Source organism: Pantoea sp. JKS000250 (assembly GCF_003201065.1).
Taxonomy (GTDB): domain Bacteria; phylum Pseudomonadota; class Gammaproteobacteria; order Enterobacterales; family Enterobacteriaceae; genus Pantoea; species Pantoea vagans.
In genome coordinates this window covers 3,955,977-3,970,017 of sequence record NZ_QICZ01000001.1, presented here as the reverse complement: position 1 = coordinate 3,970,017, position 14,041 = coordinate 3,955,977, and the positions used below count along the sequence as shown (strand labels likewise).

The 14,041-nt window shown below is 57.0% G+C and carries 14 protein-coding genes; 9 read left to right on the top strand and 5 right to left on the bottom strand.

What is annotated here, in order from left to right; genetic code table 11:
* Nucleotides 1-226 precede the first annotated feature (226 nt).
* From BY447_RS18780 to BY447_RS18745, 8 genes are all read left to right on the top strand, one after another.
* Nucleotides 227-718, top strand: coding sequence for an SH3 domain-containing protein (locus BY447_RS18780; RefSeq protein WP_187266165.1), 492 nt, complete (start codon nucleotides 227-229; stop codon nucleotides 716-718).
* 85 nt (nucleotides 719-803) lie between these two features.
* Nucleotides 804-2,021 carry a type IVB secretion system protein IcmH/DotU gene (gene icmH / locus BY447_RS18775; protein ID WP_110331811.1) on the top strand — a complete coding sequence of 406 codons (1,218 nt, stop codon included), beginning with the start codon at nucleotides 804-806 and terminating at the stop codon, nucleotides 2,019-2,021.
* Entirely contained in the window at nucleotides 2,021-4,135 is a 2,115-nt protein-coding gene (tssM, locus tag BY447_RS18770) for a type VI secretion system membrane subunit TssM (protein ID WP_110331810.1), read from the top strand. The genes icmH and tssM overlap by 1 nt, the downstream gene beginning before the upstream one ends.
* A gap of 13 nt (nucleotides 4,136-4,148) precedes the next feature.
* Complete coding sequence (gene tagF / locus BY447_RS18765; RefSeq protein WP_110331809.1) at nucleotides 4,149-4,847, top strand: type VI secretion system-associated protein TagF; 699 nt, start codon at nucleotides 4,149-4,151, stop codon at nucleotides 4,845-4,847.
* A 36-nt stretch (nucleotides 4,848-4,883) separates the two neighbouring features.
* A complete protein-coding gene (tagH, locus tag BY447_RS18760) occupies nucleotides 4,884-6,020 on the top strand; it encodes a type VI secretion system-associated FHA domain protein TagH (protein ID WP_013357632.1) in 1,137 nt (378 codons plus the stop codon).
* A complete protein-coding gene (locus BY447_RS18755) occupies nucleotides 6,017-6,793 on the top strand; it encodes a PP2C family protein-serine/threonine phosphatase (protein ID WP_110331808.1) in 777 nt (258 codons plus the stop codon). The genes tagH and BY447_RS18755 overlap by 4 nt, the downstream gene beginning before the upstream one ends.
* Nucleotides 6,794-6,807: 14 nt before the next feature.
* Nucleotides 6,808-7,761, top strand: coding sequence for a hypothetical protein (locus BY447_RS18750; protein WP_013357630.1), 954 nt, complete (start codon nucleotides 6,808-6,810; stop codon nucleotides 7,759-7,761).
* Between the two features lie 44 nt (nucleotides 7,762-7,805).
* On the top strand, nucleotides 7,806-9,233 hold the full coding sequence (locus tag BY447_RS18745) for a serine/threonine protein kinase (protein ID WP_110331807.1): 1,428 nt from the start codon (nucleotides 7,806-7,808) through the stop codon (nucleotides 9,231-9,233).
* Between the two features lie 63 nt (nucleotides 9,234-9,296).
* On the opposite strand, the gene BY447_RS18740 is transcribed toward BY447_RS18745, so the two are convergent.
* Nucleotides 9,297-9,971 (bottom strand): gamma-glutamylcyclotransferase, encoded by a 675-nt coding sequence (locus BY447_RS18740; protein WP_167493432.1) that lies wholly within the window; start codon nucleotides 9,969-9,971, stop codon nucleotides 9,297-9,299.
* 225 nt (nucleotides 9,972-10,196) lie between these two features.
* A complete protein-coding gene (gene chaB / locus BY447_RS18735) occupies nucleotides 10,197-10,427 on the bottom strand; it encodes a putative cation transport regulator ChaB (protein ID WP_013357627.1) in 231 nt (76 codons plus the stop codon).
* 373 nt (nucleotides 10,428-10,800) lie between these two features.
* On the opposite strand from chaB, the gene chaA reads away from it, so the two are divergent.
* Complete coding sequence (gene chaA / locus BY447_RS18730; RefSeq protein WP_110331806.1) at nucleotides 10,801-11,892, top strand: sodium-potassium/proton antiporter ChaA; 1,092 nt, start codon at nucleotides 10,801-10,803, stop codon at nucleotides 11,890-11,892.
* Between the two features lie 60 nt (nucleotides 11,893-11,952).
* Here chaA and kdsA read toward each other — a convergent pair whose 3' ends face one another.
* Genes kdsA through BY447_RS18715 form a run of 3 tightly spaced genes read right to left on the bottom strand, consistent with a single transcriptional unit; the run spans nucleotide 11,953 to nucleotide 14,036 of the window.
* On the bottom strand, nucleotides 11,953-12,807 hold the full coding sequence (gene kdsA / locus BY447_RS18725; protein ID WP_013357624.1) for a 3-deoxy-8-phosphooctulonate synthase: 855 nt from the start codon (nucleotides 12,805-12,807) through the stop codon (nucleotides 11,953-11,955).
* A gap of 25 nt (nucleotides 12,808-12,832) precedes the next feature.
* Complete coding sequence (sirB1, locus tag BY447_RS18720; protein WP_033732389.1) at nucleotides 12,833-13,642, bottom strand: invasion regulator SirB1; 810 nt, start codon at nucleotides 13,640-13,642, stop codon at nucleotides 12,833-12,835.
* Nucleotide 13,643: 1 nt separating this feature from the next.
* Nucleotides 13,644-14,036, bottom strand: coding sequence for a SirB2 family protein (locus BY447_RS18715; RefSeq protein WP_013357622.1), 393 nt, complete (start codon nucleotides 14,034-14,036; stop codon nucleotides 13,644-13,646).
* Between the last annotated feature and the right edge of the window lie 5 nt (nucleotides 14,037-14,041).

The following is a 14,041-nucleotide window of genomic DNA, read 5'->3' as shown; positions in this document are numbered from 1 at the left end:
TTTTCTTATATCGCAGCCTGCCCCGAAAGCGCCTGCTATCACGCATCGCCAGTGGGTGCAATGGTTTGAATTCTCAAAAGTCTTAGGTAGACTAAACGCGTAACTATCCTGATGTAATCTGAACTTTTTTTGAAAAACAGACTTTCGGCACGATGCGGCGCGAAAAACAGCGCCTCCTGCATCGGGCCTGGTAATATGCAGATACTTTGATGAGATCACGAGGAACATGGTGAAAAAGAGTCTTGCGTTAACGCTGCTGGCGGTGCTTACCCTGGCAGGCTGTAAGGCCCCGCCGCCGCCCGTCACTGACGATACGCTGGTCACCAGCGAAATTAACGGCGTCAAACTGGTCCATCGACACGCTGTCGCGGCACCGACTGAATTTGAGCCGGTCAATCAGACCTGGCGGGCGCTCTATGGTGCCTCGGTCATGACCTCGCCGGATTACGGCGGCAAAGTCGTTCGCTATCTCGAAACGGGTAAACCGTTTGAAGTATTAGGTAATGTGGAGCACAGCTGGCTGGCGATTGCTGACCAGGCTGATGGCCCGTTAATTGGTTATGTGCCGTTAAAAGCGGGCGTAGAGAGCAGTCGTTACGATGCCACGGTGCAGAGCGATCGTCCCCGTCCGCGGAAAGCGAAACAGGTCTGTGTGGCTGTCGGCGGCGCGAGTAAAGCCTGTCGGACTAACGATACCGCGACCTGGATCTTAGACTGAATATGAAATCCGGCGCATATTGCCCGCAGCACCGTCCTGTGCTGCGGGTACAGGGATTTGCCATTGGCTGGAAGATCACGAATTAATGACTGTGGAATCCCCTGCGCGTGAGGCGACCCCCTCAGGCAATGAGAATCTATTACTTCAGGCTGCGGCGCCACTGCTGAATGCGGTGGTGCAGATTCGTCGGGCAGCCACCCATGACGACCCTGCGGGTCTGCGCCAGTCTCTGATCGATGAAATCCGCCAGTTTGAACAACGCTGTAAACAGACAGGGCTGCCGTTTGAGATGATTATCGGCGCGCGTTACTGCATCTGCAGCGCGCTGGACGAAGCCGCAGCGCAAACCCCCTGGGGCACGCGTGGCGTCTGGTCGGGCAATGGCATGCTGGTGACCTTTCACAATGAAAGCTGGGGCGGCGAGAAATTCTTTCAGCTGCTGTCGCGCATTTCACAAAGCCCGCAACAACATCTCTGGCTGCTGGAAGTGGTGCAATATTGCCTGCTGCTGGGCTATGAAGGCCGCTATCGCGGCAGTGAAAATGGCCGCGCCCAGTGCGACGGTATCCGTAAGCGCCTGAAAAGCCTGATTGACGAGACGCGCGCCCAGCGCCAGACCCCACAACCCCCGCTGGTCGAGGTGCATCCGCTGGTCAGTACCCTCGCCCGCCCGATGGTGCCGCTCTGGGCCTGCGCCATGCTGGTCGCGCTCATCGGCTGCCTGATCTACAGCGGCCTGAACTGGCGGCTCGGCAACGCTGCCGAACCGCTGCTGCGCACCATCTATCAGACCCCGCTGCCGCAGATTACTGCGGGCCGCCGTCCCTCTTCTCCGCAGGCGCTGCTCGATCTGCGTCAGCGACTGAACGATGTGATCGCTGCCGGGCAGCTAGAAGTCAGCGATGGTGCCTTTGGCAGTAAAGTGATTATTCCCGCAGACAAACTGTTTGCCGAGCAAGGCACGGTGATCAACCCGGTGGGCCGCGCGCTGCTGGCCCGCGTCTCAACCGCGATGAAAGATGTCAAAGGCACCATTCTGGTGTCCGTATTTACCGACGATCATCCGGTGGATAACAGCCGTTTTGCCTCCAGCTATGAGTTCTCATTCGCCCGCGCCCGTGCCATCACCCAGCTGTTGCAACTGCAGCTGGAGGACGGTCATACGGTACGCTCTGAAGGCCGTGGTGACAGCGACCCGCTGCTGCCCAACGACAGCAGCGAAAACCGGACCCGCAACCGCCGCGTTGAGATCACCCTGTTTGCCGCGCCTGAAACGCTCAGTAATCATCAAGGAGCACAATAATGCGCGCTTCCCTTCGCCTGCTGTTAACGCATCGCCTGCTGTGGAGCTTTATTGGCGTCACGGCGCTGAGCTGCCTGGTCTGGATGCTGGGCCCGTTCTGGACATGGGGCGAGTCGCGTCCTCTGGAACCGGTGCTCCCTCGCCAGCTCACCGTGAGCGCTCTCTATTTTCTCTGGATCCTGTTCCAGCTGATCCCGTCACTTTATCGTGCCTGGTTTAACAGCCGCTTACTGACCCAGCTTCAGCTGGCGGGCAACGACGATCCGGCGGAACGTCAGATGACTGAGGAGCGGCTTAATCAGCGCTTCAGCGAAGCAGCGATGCAGCTGAAACGCACGCAGTTTGGCCGTCGTCACAGCGGCAATCTGCTCTCGCGCTTTAATGCTAATTATCTCTACCAGTTGCCCTGGTATCTGGTGATGGGTGCGCCCGGTGCCGGTAAAACCACCGCGCTGTTTAATGCGGGCCTCGATTTCCCGCTGACCGATACGCTGGGTAAACAGGCGATTCGTGGCGTCGGCGGCACCCGCAACTGCGACTGGTGGTTTACCGACAGCGCAGTGCTGATTGATACCGCGGGGCGGTATGCGCTGCAGGAGAGCCAGCGCGTGCGCGATGCCGCGGAGTGGCACAGTTTTATCAATCTGCTGAAACGCTATCGCACCCGCCAGCCGATTAACGGTGTCATCATGACGATCAGCGTGGCCGATCTGCTGAGCGATTCTGCCGAAGCGCGTTTTGCCCAGGCCAGCGCGCTGCGTGAGCGTATGGCGGAACTGCATCAGCAGACCGGTATTCACTTCCCGGTCTATGTGATGGTCACCAAAACCGATTTGCTGAAAGGCTTCATGAGCTACTTTGGCAACATCGATAAAGCGCGGCGTGACGCTATCTGGGGCTTTACGTTTAACCGTGAGACGGGCAAGCCGCACAAAGATGACTGGCATCGTCATTTTGGCCAGCAGTTCCAGCGGCTGGAAGAGCAGCTACAACAGCAGCTGGCGGAGCAGATGACCCAGGAGCGCGATCTGAATGAGCGCGCTGAATGCTTCCTCTTCCCGCAGGAGTTCGCCTCACTGCGCCCGCTGCTGAACGAGTATCTCGATATCGTCTTCTCTGATCATCAGGATGCCGTCGCCTGGAGCCCGCGCGGCCTCTTCTTTACCAGCGGTACGCAGGAAGGCCTGCCGTTTGATCGGGTGATGGGTGAACTGAGCCGTAAACTGCAGTTACGTCAGGCGGGCGAACATTCGATTGCCGCCTGGGACAGCGTTAACCGCAACAGTCCGATTCCCGGCAACAAAGGCCAGAGCTTCTTTATTCGTGACCTGCTGAGCGATCTGATCTTTAAAGAGAGCGGACTGGCGGGCAGTAATCGCCGCTGGGAGTATCGCAATCAGCTGTTCCACTGGATTGGCTACGGCGTGCTGGCAGGCGCGCTGCTGATTGCCTCCAGCCTGTGGAGCATCAGCTACTACCAGAATCAGCACTATCTGCAGCAGGTGGCCGCACGGGTGCCGGCCATTCGTGAGCAGAGTCAGCAGGTGATTCATCAGCCTGCTGATAATATTTTTGATCTGCTACCCTTTCTGAACAACCTGGTGAAGCTGCCGCTGTCGGAACGTTTTTCTCTCGATAATCCGCCGCTTACTATGCGGGCTGGCTTATATCGCGGCAGTCAGGTCAGCGACGCCGCCTGGGTGCTTTATCAAAATGCGCTTAAGTCTTTGCTGCTGCCGCGCGTGGCGCAGCAGATCACTAATATTCTGCGCAACGATCCGGGTGATGATAACGCCTACAGCCGCAATGCGCTGCGCGCCTATCAGATGCTCTATCAGCCGCGCAATTACGATGGCGAATTTTTACGGGCCTGGCTGCTGCAAAACTTGCAGCGCTCGCTGCCCGATACGGTCAGTGCCCGCGATCTGCAGCAGCTCGACTGGCACCTGAGCCAGCTGCTGGATCAGCAGATTCAGTCATCGCCTTATGCGCGTGACAATGCACTGATGATGCGCAAGCTGGCAGACAATCTTAAAATCGCGGGCCAGGCGGGCAGCGTGCTGGCGGCAGCACCGCTGCACCCGGCCGCGCGATCACACTCGCTAAGCGAGTAATGGTGAGGTGAACATGGCTGCTTACACCGCCCCCGGCTGGTACGGCAAGCTGCCGTCGACCGGTGACTTTCTGCACCGTCGTCTGAGTGAGCAACAGATTAGCCCGTGGAATCACTGGTTCCAGCAGGGATTAATACACTGGCATCAGCAGGCCTGGTCATACAGCGCGAACTTTCTTCACGCGCCGGTATGGAACTTTGTCCTGCCGGTGACCGCGACCCGGCCACACGTACAGATGGGCTGTCTGCTGCCCTCCTGTGACCGCGTCGGCCGCGCCTGGCCGCTGCTGGCACTGCACAGCTTTCCGCTGGCGCAGTGGCATCCGGCTCAGCTGACCATCTCCGGTGACTGGTTTCAGGATCTTGGCGCAACCCTGTTACGGGCGGTTCAGACGCCGCTGGACGGCGAGCAGTTAGAGCAGCAGATACAGGCGCTGCCGCCGCTGCTGGTGCCTGCCAGGAAGCCCTCAGAGATTATGGATGTGATCGGTTTTCAGGATCTGCCCTGCACGCTGAGCTGGCGTGAAGTGGCCGAACGTTTCGACCCTCAGCAGCATATGAGCTACTGGTGGAGTAATCGCAGTGATGGTTTTGCCCATGCGACCCACAAGCACAGCGGCAACCTCACGGCGCAACTGTTTTCGTTACTGTTTAACCCGGCGGCAGGTGCACAGCCGGGACGTAATGGCCTCTATCCTCCGATGTTCGAGTGAGGCCGGATGCGTTTGCCGTTCAATCTGGGATAAATCATGCAATTTACCATCGTGCAATGCACTACGGATGTTCCGGTCAGAAGCGTCGCGTTTCAACCGCCTGGCGGCACCATTGGCCGCAGTCAGGACAACGATCTGGTGCTGCCGGATGAGACGCGGGCTATTTCGCGCCTGCAGGCGCTGGTTCACCTGTCGCATGACGGGGAGTGCCGGCTGACCAACCAGGGCAGCGTAACGCCGGTCGAGCATAACGGCATTACGCTGGGTCGCGGCATGCAGGTGCTGCTGAAGCACGGCGACGCCTTGCGCATCGGTGATTATGCGCTGGAAGTGCGCGATCCCGCCTGCCAGAACGCGCAGAGCGATCCGCTGGCGCTGTTTGCGGGTGACAGCGCCCGGCCCGCGAATCCTTTGGGTATTCACGAACATCATGAGGTTGAGGATCGGCTGCTGGTCAACGACGTGCCGCCTTCACGTCATGAGCGGCACAGTGATGCGCGGCTGGCGATCGATCCGCAGGCCAGTGAGCCGCGCCGGGCGCTGACAGCACAGCCGGTGGATCAGGATCGGCTCATCGCCGCCCTGCTGGACGGCATGGGGCTGAGCAACGGTCACGCCACGCCGGTTGACGAAGAGCAGATGCGCATTACCGGCCGGATGCTGAGCCTCTTTTCTCAGGGCACCGTGGCGCTGCTCTCATCACGTTCCATTCTCAAACGGGGCGTGAAAGCGGACATGACCATGATTCTGAATGAGGCCAACAACCCGTTCAAGATCCTGCCCTCCGGCAAAACCGTGCTGATGCAGATGTATCAGAGCCAGATGCCCGGATTTATGCCGCCGGAGCAGGCAGTGCGCGATGCGCTGGTCGATCTGCAGGCCCACCAGCTGGGCATGATTGCCGGAATTCGCGCCATTATTGCGGCGATGCTGCAATCCTTTAATCCGCAGCGGCTGGAAGAGCAGGCGCGCGCCGATGGCCTGGTGTCAAAACTGCCGTTTTCCACCGCGAAGAAAGCGGCGTTGTGGGACTACTTCATGCGTAATTACCAGCGTACGGCTGGTGAGATAGAAGATGATTTCCATACGCTGTTTGGCGAAGCTTTTCTTCATGCCTATGACATGGAAGTGAATCAGTATAAAGATTCTCAGACGCGGGTGGACGACGCATGAAAATCGTTTTTGCCAGCCGCTGCCAGCAGGGGCTACGCGATGAGAATCAGGATCGCACCGGTGCCGAGCTGGATGAGCGAAAAGCCTGTTTTGTGGTCTGCGATGGCGTGGCCGGTCTGCCCGGCGGCGAGATGGCGGCACAGCTGGTGCGCGACACGCTGCTGAGCCAGATACAGGCGCACACCGACTTTACGCCGGAAATCACCCACCAGGCGATCGAACAGTGCCGCTTAGCGCTGCATGAGGCACAGGGTAAAAATCCGAAATATTCCCGCATGAGCACCACGCTGGCAGCCCTGTTTATCGACCGCCAGAAACAGCGTGCATGGTGGGCGCATGCCGGTGACAGCCGGGTTTACCACTTCCGACGGGGCGTGCTTCACGAGGTGACCCGGGACCACAGTCTGGCCCAGCAGCTGAAAGAAGCGGGCTATGAAAATACCGGGATTAACAGTAATTTACTCTATAATGCGCTCGGCGCTGAGCCGCCTCGCTTAGTCAGCTTCTCGCAGGAGATTGCGCTGGAGGATGGGGACGCTTTTCTGGTCTGCACCGATGGCTTCTGGCTGAATCTGAACAGTAGTGAAATGGAACAGGCACTGCGCATGGTGAATGCCTGCGAAGAGTGGCTGGCTCTGATGGAACAGGCGGTAAGCCGCAACGTTAAGAAAGATAATCTCAGCGCACTGGCGGTCTGGATTGGTGAGCCGGAGGAGGCAACACTGCTCTATTCACTGGCTGATTCGGCGCGCTTTCTGCCGCCTCGTTTTTGATTCCAAGGATCCTTATGAAACTGTGGTTGCCCGGCATCATCACTCTGCTGATTGCCTTTAACGCCCAGGCTGAAAATTATCGTGTGGTCTACTCCCCCAGCCTGGCGCTGGAGGTTTATATCGATAATGTGGTGAGTAAAGCGCCTGACGACTGGTGTAAAGAGACGCTGCCGCTGCGTATCGTCTCTGGCAAAAGCAAGGATTCGGCCGTGCTGACCACCTTTTTACCGCGCGTGGGCACCCTGCTCGCGAATCAGTGCGGCTTACTGGACGAACTGCCCTGGCAGATGACCAATAAAGAAGGTGGCGTTTTGGCCAGCGGCAGCGCCAGCAAGTTGCAGAACTGGCGCCCGATTGTGATGGCGGATGCAACCGCCAGCGCGAGTGACAGCAATGCCGCCCCGCTCGACCTGTCACGGCCCGCCAACAGCACGCCGCTGCAACATTTTGATCTCCCCAGCGGCTGCCATTTCCGCACCGCCTGGGATGAGAATGCGCGGACCCTGTTCATCCCGGATGTCAGCAAGCAGCAGTGCTCACCTGACGGCTGGGCAGAAGGCAAAAGTGAACTGACGCTGGCGACAGCGGATCACCCGACGCCGGTTGCGGTCACCTTTTATCAGGGTTACCCCATCGCCAATCTGACTATTCCGGACAGCAAGCTGGAAGTCATTGCCGCGAATAATCAGCGCATGATTGTGACACGCCCGGATACGCCAGATAGCTGGCTGGTGCTGCCCTTTGATGCCCGGCAGCATGTCTGGCGCTTCAATGGTGCGCTGTTAATAAAGATGGATAAGAATGCTGCGCAGCAGGACGCTGACGCTGTGAAATCGCGAGTCGATACATTGCGCAGCCAGTGGGCGCCCTATTTCATGCCACAGCAAAAAGTGAATGTGTTACTCATCGACACCCTGCACGCGGATCTGGTTGATCCTGCCATTGGTGCCTGGCGTAACATCAATTAATTACCGCGCAGCCTGACGACCAGGCCGTGTACAGAGAGTTCACTATGTCGGCAAATGATAATCCGAAAACCGTTCCGAATGCCCTGCCTGACGGATACCGTTTTAATGAATTTGAGATCAAGGAAGTGATCGGAGGCGGCGGCTTCGGCATCGTCTATCGCGCGTGGGATCACCAGCTTGAACGTACTATTGCCATTAAAGAGTATATGCCCGTGTCGCTGGCTGTCCGTGCCGCCGACTTAACGCTGGAGCTGCGCGGTGAACGTTTCCAGAAGCTGTTTAATGCCGGGCTGACCAGCTTTATTCAGGAAGCGCGTCTGCTGGCCCGCTTCAATCATCCCGGTCTGCTGCACGTGCTGCGCTTCTGGGAACAGAACGGCACCGCCTATATGGGCACGCTTTACTACAGCGGGATGACGCTGAAAGAGTGGCAACTGACCAGCCCGGCCTCGATTTCTGAAGCCTGGATCCGCCGCCTGCTGCCGCCGCTGCTGGGAGCTATCAGCACCATCCATCAGGCCGGCTATCTGCATCGCGACATCTCGCTCGATAATATCCAGATTCAGGAAAACCAGCTGCCGGTGCTGCTGGACTTCGGCTCGGCGCGTAAAGAGATTGGCAACCTCTCTGACGAAACCGAAATCATGCTTAAACCAGGCTTTGCGCCGATTGAGCAGTACAGCGAAGAAGGCGAAGTCGAACAGGGACCGTGGACCGATATTTACGCGCTGGGCGCGGTGCTGCACAGCCTGATTACCGGTAATCCACCGCCAGTCAGTGTGGTGCGCTGTATTGAAGATAATTATCAGCCGCTGGTGGAACGTCAGCCAGAAGGCTACTCGCTGCCGCTGCTGCATGCCATTGACTGCGCGCTGGCCATGAAACCCGGCGATCGTCCGCAAACGATTGACGCCTTTGCGGCACTGATTGATCTGCCGGTCAGTGATGTGGAAGCCGTGGTAAACAGCTTCCCGGTGCCGGGCGAGCCGCCTGTGCTGCCCGTCGAGGAGCCGGTTGAAGCGGCCCCGCCGGTGGTGATGGCGATGAATCACGCTGCGGCGTCAGCGGAGCCGGTAACGCCGCGTACGGTGCGGCGGCTGTCGCCAGGCTTACCAGGGCTGGCTGCCGTGGCGCTTCTGGCCGTGGTCGTCACCGTCTGGCTGGCTAATCGCCACAGTGCCACACCGGATGTCGTTAACAACCTGGCAGCCGCGACGCAGACACCTGCATCAGCTCCGCCGCCAGCCGCCGTGCCTGCTGCCCTGGCGACGGTTTATCTTAAGCTGGAAAGCGGTGAAAGCGTGGTGCTGAATGGACAGCCGGTTGAGGTTAAACCCGGCAGCAGCGGCTTTGCCGCGCTGAATCTGGCGGCAGGACAGTATAAAATTGACGTGAAGAATGGCAGTGAGATGCACAGCCAGTCTCTGACGATCGATAAGCCCGGCACCTGGCTGATTAATCCGGGTAACTAATCCCCGGATCGATCGTAAAAGGGTGCGACATTGTCGCGCCCTTTTCTTTGCGGCCGGCCCTGCTCAGGCCTGCCTGAGGCAGGATTGCTGTAACGTCCTCACCTGATGCGCCAGCCGGCTCAGACTCTCTTCTTCCATGCCGCGCCGGGTCAGTTCTTCTTCCAGCGCAAACAGATACTGTGCATTCGATCCCAGCGGGCCACTTGCTGCGGCAATTAAAGGCGCAATCGCCTCCGGGCAGGAGTCCGATTCATAGAGCGGATGGCGCGGGTCCATAATAAAGGTCAGCGCAGTGACGCTGCGGCCATCCTCCAGCTGTAACTCACACCATGTCGGTAAATAACAGCCGGTGATCATCTCCCGCTTCCACAGCAGCGCCAGCTCTTCATGTAACCGCGCTTCCGGCAGACGAAATGCCAGTCCCGTCGTGCGGCCACCCTGCTTCAGCGCCAGCATGCGGCCAGGATGCGTGGCGGTGCCACGTCCGGCAATCAGCCGCAGACAGAAAGCGCGATGCCAGCCTTCCAGCGAACCGGACGCGACTTCGTCCGCCTCAAAAATCGGGTTCCACATCAGCGAGCCGTAGCCAAAGATCCAGACCGGACTGTGATCGGGACGGCAGGCCAGCGTGGCTGCCAGCGAAGCCGCGCGCTGCTCGCAACTCCAGAGCAGCGTCTCATCGATATCCCCGAATGACGTTTTACAATCCGCTTTTAACAGAAATTCCCGGGTAAGCAATGCGACCTCCTCGACTTCAACAGCGTCCTGCAGAATGGCTCCTGTAACATGACGCCAAAACAGCACTGCGTTTCGATCATCAAATTGACATTAATCTATTTACGCGCGGGGTTTCAAGCGTGATTCCGGTCGCAGGTTAAAAAAAACCAGATAAACCTGATAGCACAGACAAAAAAAAGGACCAGATAATCCTGGCCCTTTACCGCAAACTGGCTAGCCGCCGGGTTAACGTTTAGGGTGCCACTTATCATCGTCGCCTTTTTCGTACTCTTTCTTCACGGCGGCCCAGGCGACTTTATGCGCGACCTCTTCCCGTGAATCATCGCCGCGGCGATCTTTAGCCTCTTTATACTGATCCCATGCGCTGTTAAAGGCCTGTTGATAGATATCCTGCGCGTGCGCAGGAAGCACATGTTTTACATTGTCAGGTAAGTCGGCTCGGTTAGCGTAAGGCATAACGGCTCCTCAGTTTATGGATTCACACTAAGCCTGGCGCAGGCCAGCAAAAATACAAACAGCGACTTATTAGCGCTTCAGATGAAAAATCAGGTGCTGACCCTGCAAATCATAATGATAAGCCGATTTCCCGGCAGAATGAGACCACATAGGTGCATAAGTCATAATTGTTGTAGACTGATTACTATTGCAATATTTGAGATAATATCAGGTTAATACCCCTTCGGCACTTTATTGCATTTAAGTAAAAAGCAGTAAATTTTTCCCACCCGGGCCGGTGAAAAGATAAACTGCGCCCTGCCTTAAAACTGATTATATTTCTAACAACAGCATCCGCTGCGTCCGGATAATCATTAACCAGAGAGGATGGTGAATGCCTTCACATGAAAAAACACGTCACAAGGAATTCTCGCTGATATTTCCCATTATCACGCTGGGTATACTCTATTTTTTTGGTGCAAATACTTCATTTCCGGTCGTAGTCGGTATTAACTTACTGGCGCTGGTTGCCATTCTGAGCAGCGCATTCAGCGTTGTGCGTCACGCTGACGTGCTGGCGCACCGACTGGGTGAGCCTTATGGCTCGCTGATCCTGAGTCTGTCAGTGGTGATTCTCGAAGTGAGCCTGATCTCAGCGCTGATGGCGACCGGCGATGCCGCACCGGGACTGATGCGCGATACGCTTTATTCGATAGTGATGATTGTGACCGGCGGGCTGGTGGGTTTTGCGCTGCTGCTGGGCGGTAACAAATTTGCGACGCAGTACGTTAATCTGGCGGGCGTGAAGCAATATCTCATCGCTATCTTCCCGCTGGCAATTCTGGTGCTGGTGTTTCCCAACGCGCTGCCGGGCGGAAATTTCTCGGTGACTCAGGCGCTGCTGATTGCGGCAATTTCCGCGGCGATGTATGGCGTTTTCCTGCTGATTCAGACCAAAACGCATCAGAGCCTGTTTGTCTATGAGCATGAAGATGATAGTGATGATGGTGATCCGCACCATGGTAAGCCGTCGGCGCACAGCAGCGTCTGGCACACCGTCTGGCTGATTATGCATCTGATTGCGGTGATTGCCGTGACCAAAATGAACGCCAACACGCTGGAAAGCCTGCTGACGGAGATGAATGCACCGGCACAGTTCACCGGTTTCCTGGTGGCCCTGCTGATCCTCTCCCCTGAAGGCCTGGGCGCGATTAAGGCGGTACTGATGAATCAGGTGCAGCGCGCCATGAACCTGTTCTTTGGTTCGGTGCTGGCGACCATCTCCCTGACGGTGCCTGCGGTGACCATTATCGCCACGCTGACCGGACAGGAGCTGATATTCGGGCTGGAGCCGCCGCAGATGGTGATTATGATGGCATCGCTGATCCTCTGTCAGATCTCCTTCTCAACCGGCCGCACCAATGTTCTGAACGGTGCTGCGCATCTGGCGCTGTTTATTGGCTATCTGATGACCATCATGCTGTAACGTCACCGGATTTCAGGCGAAAAAAAAGAGCGATTATTCGCTCTTTTTTTTGCAGAAAACTTACTTGCTGGTATCGAGTTCCGGGAAGCTCTTCACCAGATCGTCAATCGCTTTCATCTGCACCAGGAACGGCTCAAGCTTATCCAGCGGCAGCGCGGATGGGCCATCACACAGGGCATGCTCCGGATCCGGGTGCGCTTCGATAAACAGACCGGCAATGCCGACCGCCATACCGGCACGCGCCAGCTCTGCCACCTGCGCACGACGACCGCCGGATGCTGCGCCAAACGGATCGCGCGTCTGCAGCGCATGGGTCACGTCGAAAATTACCGGGCTGTTTTTGGTGACTTTTTTCATCACGTTAAAGCCGAGCATGTCGACAACCAGATTGTCGTAGCCAAAGTTGCTGCCGCGATCGCACAGGATAACCTGCTCGTTGCCGCCTTCCGCGAACTTATCCACGATGTTACCCATCTGACCCGGGCTGACGAACTGTGGCTTCTTCACGTTGATGACCGCACCGGTTTTCGCCATCGCTTCCACCAGGTCAGTCTGACGCGCCAGGAAGGCCGGCAGCTGGATCACATCAACCACTTCGGAGACGGGCTGCGCCTGTGCCGCTTCATGGACATCAGTGATAATCTTCACGCCAAATGTCTGCTTCAGCTCCTGGAAAATCTTCATCCCCTCTTCCAGGCCTGGGCCACGGTAAGAGTGAATAGAGGAGCGGTTCGCTTTATCAAACGACGCCTTAAACACGTAAGGAATACCGAGTTTATTTGTCACGGTGACGTAGTGCTCGCAGATGCGCATCGCCAGCTCGCGCGACTCCAGCACGTTCATCCCGCCAAACAGAACAAATGGCAGATCGTTTGCAACGTTGATATCGCCAATACTCACGACTTTCTGTGTCATGCCCTTTCCTTTTCAGTGGGTCCGCTTAGTGCAGCGTGACCTGTTTTTGTTCGATTGCGTGAATCTGAACTTTGATCATTTCGCTGACCGGGTCTTCAGGACACTGCTCAACGAAATAGTTTAAATCACTCAGGGCGATATGTTCGCACTCCAGCTGCGCGTAGATCAAACCGCGATCGCGGATTTCATAGGGATCATCCGGATCGATACGCAACAGCACCTGACTGACGTTCAGCGCCAGCTCCATCTTCTGCTCTTCCATCAACGCCGCTTTCAGCGTGTCGAGCATTTTGCGCATCACGGTGACGGTTTTGGCTTCGTCGAGATCATCGTCATACAGACGCGCGGTGGGGCTGATATTGCCTTTCAGCCACACCTCCAGCGTATGCCGGTCAAGGGTTTCGCCATTGAACGGGTTAATCATCCACTTATCGCCATCAATCCAGTCGGCGCGCAGAATCAGCTGCGTCGGGAAGATCACCGGCATCAGCGGCAGTTCCAGCTCGGCGGCGATGTGCAGCAGAATCACACCCAGTGACACGGCGGTGCCCTGACGGGTCTTTAAGACATTGTCGATCCAGAGCGCATCAGAAAGTTTGTAGACGCCGCTGGCGCCGCAAAATCCCCACTGGCGATAAAACAGCTCCAGCAGCTTTTCCAGCTGCATGTCAGCATCTTCGATGTCGCTGACATAGTCACGCGCTTCGGCGACTAACGCCGCAAGCTGCGCTTCCACCGACACCGCCGGGAAATCGGCGCGGATGGCAAGCGTGGCACCAATCACCGCTTCACACAGCGGTGTCTGGCTGAAATCTAATTGTTCGGTCGAGGTCATGCTATCCCCATAACGGCATTTTGGTCAGCGCCAGCGTAATGATGGTCACCAGGGCGATTAACGCCACCAGAAAAGCGATCCAGCGGGTGCGATCAGTGCGTGGACGGCGACTCAATGCCACAAATCCTAAGGCGATGTAGATGATAACCGCTAAAAGCTTCTCCGTCAGCCAGCTTCCTTGTGGCGTGAAGGGATAGAAGTGGGTAATCACCACCAGCAGGACGCCGGTCACCAGCAACAGGGTATCGTTAACGTGCGGCAGAATGCGGACCCAGCGTTTTGTCATCATCGCCGAACCACGGCGCAGCCAGTAAAACCGCAGCAGGAACAGCGTCACGGTCAGCACGACCGTTAAGATATGCAGATTTTTAATCAGGGGATAAAAAGCAAACATCATGA